The organism is Aliidiomarina haloalkalitolerans, assembly GCF_003987315.1.
In the GTDB taxonomy this organism is placed as follows: Bacteria; Pseudomonadota; Gammaproteobacteria; order Enterobacterales; family Alteromonadaceae; genus Aliidiomarina; species Aliidiomarina haloalkalitolerans.
Window position 1 is genome coordinate 52,588 of record NZ_PIPI01000001.1, and the last position, 17,245, is coordinate 69,832.

A 17,245-nucleotide genomic window follows, 5' to 3' on the forward strand; every position below is an offset into this window, starting at 1 on the left:
ACGTCCTGATGTCAGAGGTTACTGCAGTTTTTGCACCCGAGGGAGCACTCAGTAAAGCATTACCCGGTTTTCAACCCCGCCCCGCCCAACAGCAAATGGCAGCGGCGATTACGCAATTGCAAAAAGCGGGCGAGCAGCTTGTGGTGGAAGCGGAAACCGGAACTGGTAAAACATTTGCTTATTTAGCACCGGCGTTGCTGCAAAGTGGCAAGGTCATTTTGTCGACCGGAACGCGCAATCTTCAAGAACAATTATTTCATCGCGATTTACCGCAATTGCGCGCGGCGTTAGCGCCACGCAAAGTCGCAGCGCTGCTAAAAGGGCGCAGTAACTATTTGTGTCTGAATCGGATGGAACAGGTTATTCGTTATCCGGGTGAAGTCGATAGCGAGATCCTCGCTCAACTGCAAATTATTCGCGATTGGGCAAACCGGACCAAAACCGGCGATTTGGGTGAAATTGCTGAACTGGCGGAAGATTCGCCGGCATTACCACGAGTCACGAGCACCATAGATAACTGCCTTGGCCGGGAATGTCCGCAGTACGAAGACTGCTATTTGGTGAAAGCGCGCAAAGAAGCACTGGAAGCGGACATTGTTGTCGTTAATCATCATTTGTTCTGTGCTGATCTGGTTTTAAAAGATACCGGTTTCGGTGAGTTAATTCCGGCCGCCGATTTGATTGTTTTCGACGAAGCACATCAGCTCCCAGATATCGCCAGTCAGTATTTCAGTGAAACCGTGTCGACGCGCATGATCGTCGACCTGTGTAAGGATCTGCAGCTGTTGTACCGCACTGAAGTGCGCGACGCCCGGCCATTGTCGCAAATTGCCGATCAACTTGAACGCTCAGCTCGGGATTTACGTCTGACCTTTGCGGTAGACCCAGAACGCGGTAATTGGCGCGACGCGCTAGCGACAGAACAAACCGGTGTGGCCGTGCAACGGTTAGCGGACATGCTGCAGCGGGCATTGGATATTTGCCGCAATTTGTTGGGGCGGAGTAAAGAACTCGATCAGTGCTATGAGCGCCTCGATCTCATTCACAAGCGTTGGCAATTACTGCAAAATACTCAGGTTACCGGTTACAGTTATTGGTACGAAACGACACCGCGGCATTTAAGTGTGCATCGCACGCCACTGTCGGTTGCTGAACCTTTCGGTCGCCAGCTTGAAGCACAAGAAGCGCGCTGGGTATTTACGTCTGCGACGCTGACCGTGAATGGCTCGTTCACGTTTTTTAATCAGCGTTTAGGGCTTGGTTTAACACCTGCAAAACTACATACACTGGTGCTCGACAGTCCGTTTGATTTTCAAAAACAAGCCTTGTTGTGTTTACCGCGCTATTTGCCGGAACCCAATTCGCGCGACATGAGTCAGGCGCTGGTGCAGTTAGTTGAAGAAGTTGTGGCAGCGAACCATGGCGGCACTTTTGTGCTGTTTACCAGTCATCGGATGTTGCAACTGGTCGCCAAAGCGTTGCGTAACGATACGGATCGGCTGGTTTTAGTGCAGGGAACCTCGAGCAAGCGCGAGTTGTTAAATCAGTTTGTGGCGGCAGAAAATGCGATATTGCTGGGTACCAGTTCCTTCTGGGAAGGGGTTGATGTGCGTGGCGATGCGTTGCGTTGTGTGATTATTGATAAGCTCCCCTTTAGTTCGCCGGACGAGCCGCTGTTGCAGGCGCGCGTTGAAGATTGTCGCTTGAAGGGCGAAGACCCGTTTGCCGCCATTCAAATTCCCCAGGCCGTGATTGCGATGAAGCAAGGGGCGGGGCGTTTGGTGCGGGATGTCAATGACCGCGGTGTCTTGATCATCTGCGATAATCGAATGGTCACGAAACAGTATGGACAAACATTTATTGCGAGTTTACCGCCGATGCAGCGCACGCGGTCGCTCGCTAAAGCGTTAGAGTTTTTGAGGAACGTCGAATGAGTGAGCCAAAGTTATTGGCAATAGACAGTGCAACCGAATACTGTTCGGTTGCGTATAGTGATGGTGAACAGCTGGTATTTCGCGGGCAAGAAGCACCGCGGCAACATGCGGACTTATTACTGCCGTTTGTTCAGCAAGTTCTTGCAGAAGCGGGCAGTAGCCTGGCTGAATTGGATGCCATTATTGTCGGGCGTGGCCCGGGTAGCTTTACCGGTGTACGCATTGCCGCTGGGATTGCGCAAGGCCTGGCATTCAGTCAACGTATTCCTTTAGTTGGCGTGTCGAGTTTGCAGGCGATGGCGCAACAGGCTTGGCGTTTAGGGCAAGTGTCACAGGTTCTTGCTGCTATTGATGCGCGCATGGGCGAGGTGTATGCGGGAACCTACCAGGTTGAAAATGGTCTGATGGTTGCACAGCATGCAGAAGTGGTGTGCGCGCCAAATACGATCGTCACTGCGCTCGACATGGCTGGCAACATGGCTGGCAACACAGCTGCCAATGTAGCTGCCAAGAAAGAGCAACGTAGTGAATGGTATGGCGTTGGTACGGGCTTTGTCACCTATGCGGCAGAACTCGCTGAGGCACTGGCCAATGTGGGGGCTACAGTTGTGGCAACCCATGCAGAAGCAACAGTGCATTTCCCGCATGCGATTGATATGTTAGCACTTGGTCGCGACGCATTTTTGCGCGGTCAGGCGGTACCAGCAAGTGAATTTGAACTGCATTATGTCCGGAATGAAGTGACATGGCAGAAACTGCCGGGGCGTGGCTAGGCGTAAGAGCCGAGACGCGCGCGAGCAAGGTTGTTGCCGAGGAGGTAGCTCATGAAAATCGACACCCTGAATTTTGGTTTTTGGAAATGGATCCTGAGTGCCAGTGCTGCACTGCTGTTATTGAGCGGCTGTGCTGCACGGTTACCAGAAAATATTCGTACAACCGACGAAAGCCTGACCAATTTTTCTACCGTGATGGCCAGCCCTGAAGCGACTCAAGGTGACTTGGTGCGCTGGGGCGGGGTCATTGCCGAGGTACGTAACCGCGCCGAGCACTCCGAAATCGAAGTGGTGTTTTTCACCTTGCGTGGCACGGGCCGTCCGTATGTCAGTGACCAAACTCCAGGCCGTTTCCGGGTGCGCGTTGAAGGCTTTGCTGACCCTGAAGTGTATGCCCGTGGCCGTTCGATTACGGTGCTAGGTACTTACCAAAGCATGGTCGAAGACACCATTGACGAGTTTGTTTATCGTTTTCCATTAGTGCGCGCGCAGGGCGTCCATTTGTGGTCAGAAGAGCCGCAGCGCGTGGATGTCTGGCATCATGACATGTATTCGCCTTGGTATCGCCACCGCTTGTACGGCACCGGCCCGTACCGCGTACACCCATACTACTTCCCTTATGGTGTGCGCCATGTCGATGACCAGCGCGACCAGCGTCCACCGACCCAGCAAGCACCGCAGCAACGGCCACAGATGCAACGTGAACCTGTGCGGCAGCAGCATTGAGGGCGGTTCAATTTAACCTCCCGTATATTCAACTCGCGGGAGTCCATGCGCAATTTCCGAGTACAGCACCACGGACGGTGCTGGCGCTGCATGGTTGGTTAGACAATGCGGCAAGCTTTACCCCACTGTTGCAAGAATTGGAAATTCAAGCCCAGCTGGAATCCACAGCCGAAACCGCTGCGCAACCGCATACCCTCGACCTGATTGCACTTGATTTTGCTGGCCACGGCCATTCCGATCATCGGCCGCAAGGTGCGTGGTATTACTTCACCGAATACGTTGCCGATGTGATTGCATTAATTCAACAACAGCAGCAACAACAGCAGTGGTCGAATCTAGAATTGCTCGGCCATAGTATGGGTGGCTATGTGGCACAACTCGTGGCGGCAGCATTGCCAGACCAAGTGCAACGTGTGACTGCAATTGAAGCCATGGGATTGTGGCTCGGCCAAGGTGGCAACCTTGTCACTCATCTGCAAAAAGCCACCGCACAGCGCAGCGAATTGCGCAGCAAAGCCGCTCCCTGCTATAAAGACCTACAACGTTTAGTCAATCTGCGTGCTGAGTTAAACGATCTGACGCCAGATTTAGCGCGTTTATTAATTGAGCGCAGCGTGGTGACCACTGAACGCGGATTTGAGTGGCGTGTTGATCCCCGAGTTCGGTTGCCCTCACCAATTCGCTTTACAGCAGCGCATGCGGTCGATATGTTAGAGAATATTCGCTGTCCGTTACACGTTGTGCTCGGCGACAGCGGCCATAACGACTTGCATCAAGCGATTCAAAACTGGCAACATCATGTTCAACAATTGACGACACTGACGATAGAAGGCGGGCATCATGCACATATGCAAAGCCCAGCTGACATTGCACGAATTTTGCTCGATCGTGCAGGATCGTGAGGCGATCAAGGCCGATTAACGCTATGATCGACTGGTCGGATATGAGAAGATGACGTGTTATTCGTGACTATTATTTAAAAAAATTACGTAAATCAGGAGCGTTCACGGTGGATAAGATTTGGCTGGAACGGTATCCAAATGGGGTGCCAAAAGAAATCGATCCGGATCACTATGCTTCGTTAGTCGAAATTTTCGAAGAAAGTGCACAAAAATATCGTGACCACGTTGCATTCAGCAACATGGACACAGACATCACCTATGGTGAACTGGACCAGTTAACAGAGAAGTTTGCTGCCTACTTGCAATCAATCGGCTTGAAAAAGGGCGATCCAGTTGCCGTGATGATGCCAAACTTATTGCAATATCCGGTCGCCTTGTTCGGGATTCTGCGTGCGGGCATGACGGTTGTGAATGTCAATCCACTCTATACAGCGCGGGAACTGAAGCATCAGTTGACCGACTCGAAGAGTAAGGCGATTGTGATTCTGAAAAACTTCGCCCACACCTTAGCGAAGATTGAAAAAGACGTCAGCCTCGACAAAGTTATCCTGACTAGCATTGGTGATATGTTGCCAGTGCCGAAGCGTTGGATTGTCAATTTAGTCGTCAAGTACGTGAAGAAAATGGTACCGGCTTATAGCCTGTCGAACACGGTTGAGTTCAACGATGTACTGGTCGAAGGTGCGAAGAATTCGTATTCACGGCCAGAAGTGAAAGGCGACGATCTCGCTTTCCTACAATACACAGGTGGAACCACTGGGGTGTCGAAAGGCGCGATGCTGACTCATCGCAACATGGTCGCCAACCTTGATCAAATTTCAGCCTTTATTCTGCCTCGCTTAAGTGACGGTAAAGAAGTGGTCATTACTGCGTTACCGCTGTACCACATCTTTGCGTTAACGGCGAATTGCTTGGCGTTTTTGAAATTTGGTGGCAAGAATATCTTGATCACCAATCCGCGCGATATGCCTGCGTTTGTGAAAGAACTCGGCAAGCACAAGTTCACCATGATTTCCGGTGTAAATACCTTGTTTAACGGCTTGTTACATACTCCCGGCTTCAAAGACCTTGACTTTGCTCATTTAAAAATCGCCTTAGGTGGTGGTATGGCTGTGCAACGTGCGGTCGCAGAAAACTGGGAAAAAGTCACCGGTACTGCGCTGTTAGAAGGTTATGGTTTGACCGAATGCTCACCGGTCGTGACTGCGAACCCGTTTGATATTGAGCATTATACGGGCTCCATTGGTATTCCATTGCCTTCGACTGACTGTAAAATCGTCGATGAAGACGGTAATGAGTTGCCAATGGGTGAACCGGGTGAACTGTGGGTGAAAGGTCCGCAGGTCATGGCGGGTTATCTCGGACGTCCGGAAGACACTGACAAGGCGATCAAAGACGGTTGGTTCGCAACCGGTGATATGGCGACTGTGGATGAGCATGGCTTCTTCCGCATTGTTGACCGCAAAAAAGATATGATTTTGGTGTCAGGCTTTAATGTCTACCCGAATGAAATTGAAGACGTGGTTGCAAGTCATCCGAAGGTATTGGAAGTTGCCGCAGTTGGTGTACCGCACGAGTCGTCAGGTGAAGTCGTCAAGATTGTCGTTGTGAAGAAAGACCAATCGCTTGCTGAAAAAGAGCTGATTGATTTCTGCCGCGAGAATTTAACGGCGTATAAAGTGCCGAAACTCGTTGAGTTCCGTGACGAATTACCGAAAACGAACGTGGGCAAAATTCTGCGTCGTGAATTACGGGATGATTAATGACAAGTGCAAGTCAAGACAACTCGGCCTCAGCGGCCGAGTCTGCAACTGACGACCGCATGTCCGATTATCGGATGATAAACGCCACTGGGGAACTGGTGGCGTTTTGCGATCGAGCGGCTGCGAAAGGTTATGTGATCGTCGATACCGAGTTTGTGCGCACACGCACTTACTATGCGCAGTTAGGCCTAGTGCAAGCAAGTTGCGCCGGTGAAGCCGTGCTGATTGACCCGCTCAACGGCGTGGATTTGCAACCCTTGTGGCAACTGCTTAGCAGTGGTGTGGAAGTGATTCTGCATGCGGGCGGTGAAGACTTAGAGTTGTTCCATCGTTACGACGCATTACCCAAAAAGCTGTTTGACAGCCAAGTCGCACATGCGTTCTTAACGGACGGCAGTCAAATTGGTTATGCCGGATTAGTTGAGAAGATGCTCGGGATTGCAGTCGATAAAAGCCAAAGCCGCACAGACTGGTTGCAGCGCCCATTGAGTAAAGCGCAGCTTGATTATGCGGCAGCGGATGTCATTTATCTGGAACGCTTGCAAGTCGAGTTGAAGGAACAAGTTGAACAACTGCCATTTGCCGACTTGGTGTGGCAAGAGTGTCGTGAGCAAGTGCAAAAGCGTGCGCGCGATGTGGCGCCTCAGGTTGCTTGGCGCGATATTGGCGGTGTTAGCTTATTGCCTGGCACTGGTCGTGCAATTCTGCGTGAACTTGCTGCTTGGCGCTTGCAAACAGCACGGACCAATGATGTCGCTTTACCCTTTATTCTGCGTGATCCGGTGATGGTTGAGATAGCGCGAACGCGCCCGCAAAATCGCCATCAATTAGGGCAAATTGCTGATATTCACCCGCGTTCGCTGCGTTTGTATGGCGATGCGGTATTGTCCTGTGTGGCTGCAGGAGAGGCTGTTCCCGCAAGTGAGCAACCGGAAGATATTCCGCGTTATGATCAACTGCCTGGCTATAAACGCTTTTTTAAAGCAGCCAAGGCGCTGTTTGCAGACGTGGCTGAAGAAACTGGTATCCCAGTGTCGTTGCTTGGTTCTCGTAAGCAAATTAACGACGTCTTTGTGTATGCGCATTTTACCAGTGAGGCGAGCAAATCCTTGATTGCCAAGCCGGATCTCTGTAGTGGCTGGCGCGCCGATTTATTGGTGGATGGTTTGCAAGCACTATTGGCCGAAAGTAAGCGTTAGGAATAACCGCAATGTTTTGTCGTATTTTGAAGTCTCCCCGTAAAGCCGATACTTACTTGTATTTGCCGATGGACGCAGAGCTTGGTGATTTACCTTTGCCGCTGCAACAGTTGTTTATTCCTGAATTGGAAGTCACCCGCATGGCGATCAGCCCAAACCGTCAATTTGCCCGCATTAGTGGTGTAAAGTTGCTGGAACACCTAGAAGACCCCGGGTACTATTTGCAAATGCCACTGCCGGTTGAGAATCTGCTCGACAGCCACAAAGCAGACCGTCGGTAGTTCGTTGTTCTGAAGAGAGGAAGATTTATGCGGTTATTCGGTGTTCAGTTCGGTCATGTTTTGCGACATGTAGCGCTACTACTGGTGTTCTCGTTATTGATATTTGCAGGCAAAGCCCTAGTGAGTGGGAAGGCGCAAGCCAATGACGTCGATGTTGCGGGTTTTCCTGACTATGTCGAACAATTAAAAGTTGAAGCTCGTGAACACGGCATCTCGGCAGATGCCATTGCGCGGGCGTTTACTGATGTTGAGTTTTATCAGCGAGCAGTAAGTGCCGACCGCAACCAACCAGAGTTTACCATTACCCTCGACACTTATTTGCCGCGCGCTGTTCCTGATTGGAAAGTCCAGCAGGGCGTACGTAAATACCGTGAGCACCGTGAACTACTCGAGCGAATTGGTGCTGAATATGGCGTACAGCCACGCTTTATTGTCGCCTTGTGGGGTGTCGAAACCAACTATGGTGGTTTCACCGGCAACTTCAAAGTGGTGTCTGCGTTAGCAACGTTAGCGTACGAAGGTCGCCGTGAAGCGTTCTTTAAACGTCAGTTAATGCAAGCACTAGAAATTATTGACGCTGGCCATATCGAACCAGAGCAAATGCGCGGATCGTGGGCAGGAGCGATGGGCCAAACCCAGTTTATGCCAAGTTCGTTCTTGTCGTATGCGGTTGATGGTGACGGCGATGGTAAAATCGATATTTGGAATAGCTTCCCTGATGTGTTCGCATCTGCGGCGAACTACTTAGCTCAAGTGGGTTGGGATGACAGCAAAACCTGGGGACGGCAAGTTCGTTTACCGGCTGGTTTTGATACCGAGTTAGCTGGCCTTAACACCAAAAAATCACTGGCGGAATGGCAAGAGCTTGGCATTCGTCGCTATGACGGCTCAGCGTTACCGACTCGAGATATTCAAGCGTCTGTGATTATGCCTGACGGCGTTGATGGCCGTATTTACTTGGCTTATCACAACTGGGACGTGCTGATGCGTTGGAACCGCTCGAATTACTTCGTTGCTGCGGTTGGTACGCTTGCCGATCGCATTCAAATGGGACTGTAAGTGCATGTTAGCACCGCTGCCTATTGGGAAAATGGTCTGTGTTGGGCGCAATTATGGCGCCCACGCTGCCGAGCTTGGCAATGCCATTCCCGAGCAACCCTTGCTGTTTATGAAGCCCGCAAGCGCGTGGCAGCCGCTGTATGGCTTTGTCGACGGTAAGGACGCTGAGCGCCAACGTCGGACAAATATTGTGCATATCCCGCAGGGACTGGGCTCCTGTCACCATGAGCTTGAGCTGACACTGCTCATTGGTGAGCATTTAAGTTCTGATTCAATCTCCGCACAAGCTGCGACAGCAAATGTCGCACTGAAAGCCATTGCAGGTGTTGGCCTAGGGCTCGACCTAACCTTACGCGACCTGCAAGAGCAACTGAAACGACAAGGACAGCCATGGGAGCGGGCAAAGGCTTTTGCTGGCAGTGCGCCGCTTACCGAGTTTATTGCGGTTGAAGACCTTGGTGTTAACCTTGACGAGCTGAGCTTTACCTTGCACCGCAACGGTTCGTTGCAGCAGCATGGCAAAGTCAGTGACATGATCTTCCCGATTGCGCAGTTAGTCCTCGATATAGCCACAACATTTAGCTTGCAACCGGGCGATATTATTTTTACCGGTACACCGGCTGGCGTTAGTGCTTTGCATGCGGGCGATGAACTAGTGCTAGCATTGCAGGCAGGTGAACAGGAATTTACTTGGCAGGCACACGTTGCGGATGCCACCGCTAACGCTGCTAACACCACCGCTAACGCTGCTAACACCACCGCTAACGCTACAGCCACCACTAACGCGCAGGGGCAGCGGCAAGGTGAGTAGCGAAAAACCGAATGCCGCAGCGTTTTGGCAAACTAAGTCACTGCCAGACATGACACCGCAAGAGTGGGAGTCGCTGTGTGATGGCTGTGGCAAGTGCTGTTTACATAAGCTGTTAGACGAGCGCGATGACCTGCCGGAAGACGCGCCTATGCAGCTTGGCGAAGATTTACATTACACCCACGTTGCGTGCAAACTCCTGAATACCGAGCAGGGCGGCTGTCGTCATTACCCGATTCGCCATCGCTTTGTGCCCGGTTGTGTGCAGCTCACTGCTGATGACCTCGACAGCATTCATTACATGCCGCCAAGTTGCGCTTATCGGCGCTTACACGAAGGCCGCGGTTTACCAAGTTGGCACCCCTTGTTACATGATGGTTCGCGGGCAGCGATGGAAGCAGCCGGAATGGCAGTTACAGGTTATCCCGTAACCAGTGATGAACGGGATGAGCCAAGCGAAGCGACCATTGTGACTTGGCCGCTGCACGACTGTGATTAAGTTTGGTTAAATTCGCCGAGTTGCGAACAAACGCGCCGCTATCACGACAACGGCTAGGCCAAGAAAAATACTAAAAATAATCTGCATCCACTCGGGCATATTCAGGCCGAATAAACGCCAACCGTCATCACCACACATGCCAGTAATGGCAAACACACTCGGTAACCATTCATGCAAAGGCGCCCAACTGGGGAAGTTCGGATAAGCAGAACAGCTGGTAAACAACGGGTTTGCTTCGCGCTGAAACCATAAATGGTAGTTAGCAGACGACAAGCCCGCCCAAGCGCTGCCAATCCAGCCCGTAAAGGCCACAAGACGTACCGCAAAATATTGCGGTGCCGCAGCGCCTAGCCACGCAAACAACGCGATACCAATCATGGCGGTGCGTTGGTAAATACATTGCTCACAGGGGTTTTGCTCGTTGACGTGCTGCATGTACAACGCGGTTAACACCAAGCCTGTCGCAGCCGCAGCTAAGAGCAGCCAAGGCCAACGTTTTTGCGGCCATGAGCCTAAATGTTCGAGAATTGATTTCGAGTTGATGTTCATATCTGTAATCTTCGTTAAGAAACTCAGTGGCGATTAATTGAAACATGCTATCATAAAACTTGTCCGACCATTGTGAGCAAGTTACAATCCGATATTGCCCTTAATGTATTCTGAAATTTGTAGCAAAGAAAGGCACTTATGTTTATTAAAGCAAAAAGTCCTGCAGGGTTTGCAGAGGAATTTATCGTAAAGTCGATCTGGAAAGGTGACTTTGCGCCGGGCTCGATCCTGCCGGCTGAACGTGAGTTGTCTGAACTCATCGGCGTGACGCGTACCACATTACGTGAAGTATTACAGCGCTTGGCGCGCGACGGCTGGTTGACAATTCAACACGGCAAGCCAACTCGGGTGAACAACTTTTGGGAAACCTCAGGTTTGAATATTCTCGAAACGCTTGCGCGTCTTGACGAAGAAGGTATGCCGGATTTAGTTGACCATTTATTGTCAGCGCGCACGAATATCAGTGCGATTTATATCCGCCAAGCCATTCGCCACAATCCTGAGCGCGCCGCAGAAGTATTGCGTGCAGCCCAAACCTTAGAAGACAGTCCCAAGGCGTTCGCCGATTTTGACTATCAACTCAACCACGAATTGGCACTTGCCTCTGGCAATCCGATTTATGTACTGGTATTAAATGGGTTCAAGGGACTGTATGCGCGCATTGGCCAATTTTACTTTTCTGAAAGTAAAGGCCGTGAGCTTGCACGTAATTACTATGAAGAGCTTTTAAAGTTGGTTGAAGCGAAAGACTATAATGGCGCACTCGGTTTAGTCCGTCAGTATGGTTATGACTCGGCCGCAATTTGGAAAGATCTTCGCGACTCAATTCCTGAGAATCTTGTCGACTAGCACGTCTGATTAGTCATCGTGCGACTCGACCAACAACAAGAGACGCACGATGCTAACCATAAAAAAAACCTGTCTTTATTCCGCAACAGTGGCTGTAGCGACATTAACTGCCGCAGCTTCTGCTTGGGCCGAAACATCTCGGCCTGCACTGCAATATGATGATGTTTTCCTACTTGAATTCGCCTCGGATCCTGCTCCGCGCCCACAGTCCGCGGACATTGTCTTTGTGCGTAACTGGATGGATCGGCAAACCGATCGCCGCCGCTCACGTCTATGGCAAATGCAGGAAGACGGCAGCCAGCTACAACCGCTAACCCCATTAGAACAAAATGCGAGCCAACCGGTATGGTCTCCGGACGGATCGCGTCTGGCTTATAATGCCGATGGTCAATTGCACATGTATTGGGCCGACTCTGGCCGAAGTGGGCAACTTAGCCAACTGCCGAGTAGTCCGAGTAATGTCAGTTGGTCACCGGACGGTGAATGGTTGGCATTTATTATGTTCACCCCAGAGCAACGTTCAGCACCGGTGAGTTTGCCCGGCAAGCCACCTGGAGCGACTTGGGCTGAAGCACCAATTTACATCGACAGTCGTCAGTATCGAGCGGATGGCGCGGGCTATTTACCCGCCGGCTATCGCCATATTTACCTGATGGCCGCTGACGGCGGCACGCCGATTCAATTAACTAGCGGTGCGTATCATCATTCTGGCCCTTTATCTTGGGCGCCAGACGGCAGCGCACTGTACTTTTCCGCTAACCGCCGTGAAGACGAGCATAAGCAGCCGTTAAATAGCGAAATTTATCGTTTAGATATTGAATCGCGGGCGATTACCCAACTGACCGATCGCTATGGCCCGGATAACAATCCGCGCTTATCACCGAACGGCGAATGGATTGCGTTCACGGGTGTCGATGACCGTAAACTGGCTCATCAGAACCATGGTTTATATGTCATGCGTCGTGACGGCTCAGGTGTGCGCAGCTTAACGGCAGATTTAGACCAACATATTAGTGGCTTTGAATGGGCACCGAATGGCAATGGCTTGTTTATTAACTATGACGACCGCGGCGCTGGCAAAATTGCCTATCAGCCATTGCAAGGTGAGCGGCGCGTGCTCACCGATGACCTTGGCGGGCTCGCCTATAGTCGGCCGTATTCGGGTGGCCAGTTTGCCGTGCTTGACAACCAGCGCGTGGTTTACACCCAAGCCAGTACACAGCGACCGGCTGAACTTGCGGTCGTGACCATGAATGGCACCGGTAGCCAATTAACCCATTTGAACCGCGACTTACTGCGCAAACGGGCGCCTGGAAAGGTAGAAGAAATCTGGTATTCATCGTCAGTGGATAATCGCGACATTCATGGCTGGATTATTTACCCACCGAACTTCGATGCGAGCAAAAAGTACCCGCTGATTTTGGAAATTCACGGTGGACCGCACACGGCCTATGGCCCTTACTTTGCCATGGAGCTACAACTGATGGCAGCGCAGGGTTATGTGGTGTTGTATACCAACCCACGTGGGTCGACTAGTTATGGTGAAGACTTCGCCAACTTGATTCATCACAATTACCCCAGTCATGATTACGACGACCTGATGGATGGCGTTGATGCCGTGATTGCGAAGGGCTTTATTAACGAAGACGAGTTGTTTATTACCGGCGGCAGTGGCGGTGGGGTGCTAACCACTTGGTCGATTGGCCATACGGACCGCTTCCGTGCAGCAGCTGCGATTAACCCAGTAATTAATTGGTATAGCTTTGTGCTCAATGCCGACATGTATAACTACTTCAGTCAGTATTGGTTCCCAGACTTGCCATGGGAAAATCCAGAGCATTACTTAAAGCACTCGCCAATTTCTTATGTGGGTAACGTCAACACGCCAACCTTGTTGTTCACGGGTGAGGCCGACCATCGGACACCGATTTCGGAAACCGAGCAGTATTATCAGGCGCTGCAGCTGCGTGGTGTCGACACCGCTATGGTGCGGGTACCGGGTGCGTCGCATGCGCTGCACACACGGCCAAGTAACCACATGGCAAAACCGGCTTATGTGATTTATTGGTTCGAGAAGTATCGGAATAAAGATTAAACGCAGGTGAGAGTTCACCATTAAAAAAGGCACTGTCGATGACAGTGCCTTTTGTTTGGGAGGTTTAAAACTGCGAATTAACCGAAGTTTTTGCTCGCGAATTCCCAGTTAACTAACGCCCAGAAGCCGTCCATGTATTTTGGACGTGCGTTGCGATAGTCGATGTAGTAAGCGTGTTCCCACAGGTCAACAGTCAATACTGGCGTCAAGCTGCTGTCAGTCAGTGGCGTTGCCGCGTTGCTGGTGTTGACGATGTCGAGGCTGCCGTCAGACTTCTTCACTAACCAAGTCCAGCTTGAACCAAAGTTGTTGATAGCGCTGGTGGCGAAGGCTTCTTTAAACTTGTCGAAAGAGCCCCACTTGGCGTTGATCGCGTCAGCTAAAGCGCCTGTTGGCTCACCGCCACCATTTGGGCTTAAGCAATGCCAGTAGAACGTGTGGTTCCATACCTGTGCTGCGTTGTTGAACACACCGCCACTTGAAGTTTTCACGATCTCTTCAAGTGATTTACCCGCGAACTCAGAACCTTCAACCAAACCGTTGAGCTTGTCGACATACGTTTGGTGATGCTTGCCATAATGATACTCAAGCGTTTCAGCAGAAATGTGTGGCTCAAGTGCATTTTTCTCATAAGGCAGTGCAGGTAATTCAAAAGCCATAATGTGCTTCTCCATTGGTTGTCATGTGGCGACACTAGCAAAAGAAATTGAGATGGACGCTAATGTCAAAGATCGATTCATTATAGCGGACTTCATTGGAAATGAAATGCTTTCGCCGCTCTGTTCTATATACATGGAGGTAGTCCATTTGGATTTCAAGGGGTAGAAGTTGATAGAATTACTCAGGAATTTCGGTTGGGGCTTCAACCCGATTTTCTAGCTGTGATACAATAGCGTTTTGTTAATGAGTTTATTGACCTTGGTGTCGAGGAGTTTTTCATGCAAGAGAACCAAACTGAACAGAATTTAGATACAGAAACTCGGATCCGTCAGCAAATCGCTGAGAATCCAGTGTTGTTGTACATGAAAGGCTCTCCTAAACTTCCAAGCTGCGGTTTTTCGGCGCAAGCATCGCAAGCTCTGATGGCCTGTGGAAAACCGTTTGCTTATGTCGACATTTTGCAAAACCCAGACATTCGTGCTGAATTGCCAAAAATTGCCAACTGGCCAACGTTCCCGCAATTATGGGTGAACGGCGAGTTAATCGGCGGCTGTGACATTATTCTCGAAATGTTCCAACAAGGCGAGTTGCAGCCACTCATTGCTGAAGCTTCACCGGAAGTTGATGAAAAAGAAAGCAATTAACCTTCCTTAGGGTTGAAAAGTTTTTTTTCAGCCCCATCATAGTCACGAACCAATTGAATCGAGCCAGCTAGGCGGGAAACTTTCTAGCTGGCTTGTTTTTATATTAACTATTAATCGGAGAGAACAATGGCTGTACTAGTAGGTCGTCAAGCCCCTGATTTTACTGCTGCCGCAGTATTGGGTAATGGTGAGATTGTTGAAAACTTCACGCTGAGCGAGCACATCAAAGGTAAAAAAGCGGTTCTGTTTTTCTACCCACTGGACTTCACTTTTGTTTGTCCTTCTGAGCTGATTGCATTCGACAAGCGTTTAGCAGAATTCGAAAGCCGTGGCGTACAAGTTATCGGTGTTTCTATCGATTCTCAGTTTTCACACCATGCTTGGCGTGCAATGCCAGTGGACAAAGGTGGTATTGGTGAAGTGAAATACCCATTGGTCGCTGACGTGAAGCACGAAATTTGTAAAGCATACGACGTTGAGCACCCAGAAGCGGGCGTCGCTTTCCGTGGTTCTTTCTTAATTGACGAAGACGGTTTAGTGCGTCACCAAGTCGTCAACGACCTGCCACTTGGTCGTAACGTTGACGAAATGCTGCGCATGGTTGACGCTTTAGCGTTCCACCAAGAGCACGGCGAAGTATGTCCAGCGGGTTGGACTGCTGGTCAAGAAGGTATGAAAGCAGATGCCAAAGGCGTTGCTGACTACCTGTCAAAGAACAGCGATAAACTGTAAGTCGCGGTTTTCTAACCGAGTACTGTAACCGAGTACTGAACAGTCAAAACCCAGTCCTTCGTGGCTGGGTTTTTTGATCAGGCTTTGCGCAAGGTCAAAGTTTCAACAACTTAGCAGATTGTCGACAATTATAATTTAATATCGCCTTGAAGTTGGCTAAATTCCCATCTAAAATTGGTTTTCCATTTTTGCTGTCGACAATTTTATGATTCAAAGTCCCGTTTGGCGTTCACCAATTACAGCATCCGATCGCGTTTTAGCGGAAATTCAACAAGCTATCGTAGCGGGTGAAATTCCGGCTGGCAGTAAGATCAGTGAGCCTGAACTTGCGCGCCGTTTTGCGGTGAGCCGAGCGCCACTACGTGAAGCATTGGCGCGACTCGAGCGTTGTCATTTAATTGAGCGCACCCCGAACGCAGGAGCCCGCGTGGTGACCCTGTCGACGGCTGGGCTGCGTTCCTTGTATGAGATTCGCGAAGAGCTCGAGGGCTTGGCCTGTCGCCTCGCAGCAGAGCACATGGCCGATGATGAAATTGCCGACATGCGCCGCTTACTCGACCAACACCTGCAAGAGCAGCGGGTGCGGGAAGGTGAGAGCTATTACCAAGAAGCCGGCGACTTAGACTTTCATTACCGGATTATTTTTGGCAGCAAAAATCAGTATTTGATTAATATTCTTTGCGATGAGCTGTACTACTTGATGCGTATGTATCGCGTCCAGCTTGGCATGAACGGACCGCGGGTGTCGCGAGCCTTTGACGAACACAAGGCAATTATCCAAGCGATTGCGAATCGCGATGGTGAACTTGCTGATTTATTGATGCGCCGGCACATTGCCGCGTCGCGTCGTCATATTGAAATACAATTGCAACAGATGGGGAAGTAACATGACACAAATGCACAGTGCTGGCGCCAAATTACGCCAAGCGATTCAGTCAGAAAAGCCATTACAAATCGTTGGTACGATTAATGCGTACACCGCCATGATGGCCGAGCGAGTTGGTCACAAAGCGCTTTACTTGTCAGGTGCTGGTGTGGCGAACGCCTCATTTGGTTTACCTGACTTGGGCATGACTTCTCTGAATGACGTCTGCGAAGACATTCGCCGAATTACTGGTGCAACTGACGTGCCTTTATTAGTTGACGCGGATACCGGTTGGGGTGGTGCATTTAACATTGCCCGGACCGTGAAAGAAATGACCCGCGCTGGTGCAGCTGGTTTTCACATTGAAGACCAAGTTGCGCAAAAACGCTGTGGTCACCGCCCAAATAAAGAAATTGTGTCACAAGGTGAAATGGTTGACCGGGTAAAAGCCGCGGTGGATGCCCGTATTGACGACCAGTTTTTAATTATGGCGCGCACCGACGCTCTGCAACAAGAAGGTTTAGAAGCCGCCATTGAGCGTGCTCAAGCCTGTGTTGAAGCCGGTGCCGATGCAATTTTTGCTGAAGCGGTACACACCTTAGAACAGTATCAAGCGTTTACCAACGCACTGAATGTACCGGTATTGGCGAATATTACTGAGTTTGGTGCTACGCCACTATTCAACAAAGATGAGCTCGCTGGCGTCGGCGTAGAAATGGTGTTGTATCCGTTGAGTGCTTTCCGTGCCATGAATAAAGCGGCGCTGAATGTGTACGAAAATATTTTGGCGAAGGGAGATCAGAAAGACGTGGTCGAGACCATGCAAACCCGCGCCGAGCTGTATGACTTTTTGAACTATCACTCGTTTGAAGAAAAATTAGACGCCCTGTTTTCGAAAAAATAAGAG

At 50.5% G+C, this 17,245-nt stretch carries 18 protein-coding genes; 16 read left to right on the forward strand and 2 right to left on the reverse strand.

The annotated features are described in order from the left end of the window. The first annotated feature begins 8 nt into the window (after positions 1 to 8). The 10 genes from CWE06_RS00250 (at position 9) to CWE06_RS00295 (ending at position 9,944) form a co-directional block, all read left to right on the forward strand. Positions 9 to 1,934, forward strand: coding sequence for a DNA repair helicase YoaA (locus tag CWE06_RS00250; RefSeq protein ID WP_126790321.1), 1,926 nt, complete (start codon positions 9 to 11; stop codon positions 1,932 to 1,934). Continuing rightward, the gene (gene tsaB, locus CWE06_RS00255) at positions 1,931 to 2,707 is read left to right on the forward strand and encodes a tRNA (adenosine(37)-N6)-threonylcarbamoyltransferase complex dimerization subunit type 1 TsaB (protein WP_126790322.1); all 777 of its coding nucleotides are present in this window, start codon (positions 1,931 to 1,933) and stop codon (positions 2,705 to 2,707) included. The genes CWE06_RS00250 and tsaB overlap by 4 nt, the downstream gene beginning before the upstream one ends. Before the next feature lie 51 nt (positions 2,708 to 2,758). Continuing rightward, positions 2,759 to 3,433, forward strand: a complete 675-nt coding sequence (locus CWE06_RS00260) for a Slp family lipoprotein (protein ID WP_126790323.1) — start codon at positions 2,759 to 2,761, stop codon at positions 3,431 to 3,433. Beyond that, positions 3,430 to 4,335, forward strand: coding sequence for an alpha/beta fold hydrolase (locus CWE06_RS00265; RefSeq protein WP_126790324.1), 906 nt, complete (start codon positions 3,430 to 3,432; stop codon positions 4,333 to 4,335). The genes CWE06_RS00260 and CWE06_RS00265 overlap by 4 nt, the downstream gene beginning before the upstream one ends. Before the next feature lie 107 nt (positions 4,336 to 4,442). After that, a complete protein-coding gene (gene fadD / locus CWE06_RS00270; RefSeq protein WP_126790325.1) occupies positions 4,443 to 6,098 on the forward strand; it encodes a long-chain-fatty-acid--CoA ligase FadD in 1,656 nt (551 codons plus the stop codon). Beyond that, the gene (gene rnd / locus CWE06_RS00275) at positions 6,098 to 7,297 is read left to right on the forward strand and encodes a ribonuclease D (protein WP_126790326.1); all 1,200 of its coding nucleotides are present in this window, start codon (positions 6,098 to 6,100) and stop codon (positions 7,295 to 7,297) included. The genes fadD and rnd overlap by 1 nt, the downstream gene beginning before the upstream one ends. Before the next feature lie 11 nt (positions 7,298 to 7,308). Further along, the gene (locus CWE06_RS00280) at positions 7,309 to 7,578 is read left to right on the forward strand and encodes a YcgL domain-containing protein (protein ID WP_126790327.1); all 270 of its coding nucleotides are present in this window, start codon (positions 7,309 to 7,311) and stop codon (positions 7,576 to 7,578) included. Positions 7,579 to 7,605: 27 nt separating this feature from the next. Then, on the forward strand, positions 7,606 to 8,637 hold the full coding sequence (locus CWE06_RS00285; RefSeq protein WP_126790328.1) for a lytic murein transglycosylase: 1,032 nt from the start codon (positions 7,606 to 7,608) through the stop codon (positions 8,635 to 8,637). A gap of 4 nt (positions 8,638 to 8,641) precedes the next feature. Beyond that, entirely contained in the window at positions 8,642 to 9,448 is an 807-nt protein-coding gene (locus tag CWE06_RS00290; RefSeq protein WP_126790329.1) for a fumarylacetoacetate hydrolase family protein, read from the forward strand. After that, positions 9,441 to 9,944 (forward strand): YcgN family cysteine cluster protein, encoded by a 504-nt coding sequence (locus CWE06_RS00295; protein ID WP_241972432.1) that lies wholly within the window; start codon positions 9,441 to 9,443, stop codon positions 9,942 to 9,944. The genes CWE06_RS00290 and CWE06_RS00295 overlap by 8 nt, the downstream gene beginning before the upstream one ends. A 6-nt stretch (positions 9,945 to 9,950) precedes the next feature. Here CWE06_RS00295 and dsbB read toward each other — a convergent pair whose 3' ends face one another. Continuing rightward, positions 9,951 to 10,493 (reverse strand): disulfide bond formation protein DsbB, encoded by a 543-nt coding sequence (dsbB, locus tag CWE06_RS00300; RefSeq protein WP_126790331.1) that lies wholly within the window; start codon positions 10,491 to 10,493, stop codon positions 9,951 to 9,953. Positions 10,494 to 10,631: 138 nt separating this feature from the next. Here dsbB and fadR point away from each other — a divergent pair, with 138 nt between their 5' ends. Further along, complete coding sequence (gene fadR / locus CWE06_RS00305) at positions 10,632 to 11,342, forward strand: fatty acid metabolism transcriptional regulator FadR (protein ID WP_126790332.1); 711 nt, start codon at positions 10,632 to 10,634, stop codon at positions 11,340 to 11,342. Positions 11,343 to 11,391: 49 nt separating this feature from the next. Continuing rightward, positions 11,392 to 13,437 carry a S9 family peptidase gene (locus CWE06_RS00310; RefSeq protein WP_126790333.1) on the forward strand — a complete coding sequence of 682 codons (2,046 nt, stop codon included), beginning with the start codon at positions 11,392 to 11,394 and terminating at the stop codon, positions 13,435 to 13,437. A 77-nt stretch (positions 13,438 to 13,514) separates the two neighbouring features. Here the strand turns inward: CWE06_RS00310 and sodB are convergent, their stop codons facing one another. Beyond that, positions 13,515 to 14,096, reverse strand: a complete 582-nt coding sequence (sodB, locus tag CWE06_RS00315) for a superoxide dismutase [Fe] (protein ID WP_126790334.1) — start codon at positions 14,094 to 14,096, stop codon at positions 13,515 to 13,517. Positions 14,097 to 14,375: 279 nt separating this feature from the next. On the opposite strand from sodB, the gene grxD reads away from it, so the two are divergent. From grxD to prpB, 4 genes are all read left to right on the forward strand, one after another. After that, positions 14,376 to 14,741: a Grx4 family monothiol glutaredoxin gene (grxD, locus tag CWE06_RS00320; protein ID WP_126790335.1), complete on the forward strand. Its 366-nt coding sequence runs from the start codon at positions 14,376 to 14,378 to the stop codon at positions 14,739 to 14,741. 126 nt (positions 14,742 to 14,867) lie between these two features. Continuing rightward, positions 14,868 to 15,473, forward strand: a complete 606-nt coding sequence (locus CWE06_RS00325) for a peroxiredoxin (RefSeq protein WP_126790336.1) — start codon at positions 14,868 to 14,870, stop codon at positions 15,471 to 15,473. Positions 15,474 to 15,678: 205 nt separating this feature from the next. Continuing rightward, on the forward strand, positions 15,679 to 16,359 hold the full coding sequence (locus CWE06_RS00330) for a GntR family transcriptional regulator (protein ID WP_126790337.1): 681 nt from the start codon (positions 15,679 to 15,681) through the stop codon (positions 16,357 to 16,359). A gap of 1 nt (position 16,360) precedes the next feature. Further along, the gene (gene prpB, locus CWE06_RS00335) at positions 16,361 to 17,242 is read left to right on the forward strand and encodes a methylisocitrate lyase (RefSeq protein WP_126790338.1); all 882 of its coding nucleotides are present in this window, start codon (positions 16,361 to 16,363) and stop codon (positions 17,240 to 17,242) included. Positions 17,243 to 17,245 lie beyond the last annotated feature (3 nt).

Excerpts from the sequence above, each read along its gene's own strand:
- sodB (WP_126790334.1), bottom strand. The coding sequence starts at position 14,096 with ATGGCTTTTGAATTACCTGCACTGCCTTATGAGAAAAATGCACTTGAG.
- rnd (WP_126790326.1), top strand. The coding sequence starts at position 6,098 with ATGACAAGTGCAAGTCAAGACAACTCGGCCTCAGCGGCCGAGTCTGCA.
- CWE06_RS00260 (WP_126790323.1), top strand. The coding sequence starts at position 2,759 with ATGAAAATCGACACCCTGAATTTTGGTTTTTGGAAATGGATCCTGAGT.
- grxD (WP_126790335.1), top strand. The coding sequence starts at position 14,376 with ATGCAAGAGAACCAAACTGAACAGAATTTAGATACAGAAACTCGGATC.
- CWE06_RS00280 (WP_126790327.1), top strand. The coding sequence starts at position 7,309 with ATGTTTTGTCGTATTTTGAAGTCTCCCCGTAAAGCCGATACTTACTTG.
- dsbB (WP_126790331.1), bottom strand. The coding sequence starts at position 10,493 with ATGAACATCAACTCGAAATCAATTCTCGAACATTTAGGCTCATGGCCG.
- CWE06_RS00330 (WP_126790337.1), top strand. The coding sequence starts at position 15,679 with ATGATTCAAAGTCCCGTTTGGCGTTCACCAATTACAGCATCCGATCGC.
- prpB (WP_126790338.1), top strand. The coding sequence starts at position 16,361 with ATGACACAAATGCACAGTGCTGGCGCCAAATTACGCCAAGCGATTCAG.
- CWE06_RS00250 (WP_126790321.1), top strand. The coding sequence starts at position 9 with ATGTCAGAGGTTACTGCAGTTTTTGCACCCGAGGGAGCACTCAGTAAA.
- fadR (WP_126790332.1), top strand. The coding sequence starts at position 10,632 with ATGTTTATTAAAGCAAAAAGTCCTGCAGGGTTTGCAGAGGAATTTATC.
- CWE06_RS00290 (WP_126790329.1), top strand. The coding sequence starts at position 8,642 with ATGTTAGCACCGCTGCCTATTGGGAAAATGGTCTGTGTTGGGCGCAAT.
- tsaB (WP_126790322.1), top strand. The coding sequence starts at position 1,931 with ATGAGTGAGCCAAAGTTATTGGCAATAGACAGTGCAACCGAATACTGT.
- CWE06_RS00325 (WP_126790336.1), top strand. The coding sequence starts at position 14,868 with ATGGCTGTACTAGTAGGTCGTCAAGCCCCTGATTTTACTGCTGCCGCA.
- CWE06_RS00310 (WP_126790333.1), top strand. The coding sequence starts at position 11,392 with ATGCTAACCATAAAAAAAACCTGTCTTTATTCCGCAACAGTGGCTGTA.
- CWE06_RS00285 (WP_126790328.1), top strand. The coding sequence starts at position 7,606 with ATGCGGTTATTCGGTGTTCAGTTCGGTCATGTTTTGCGACATGTAGCG.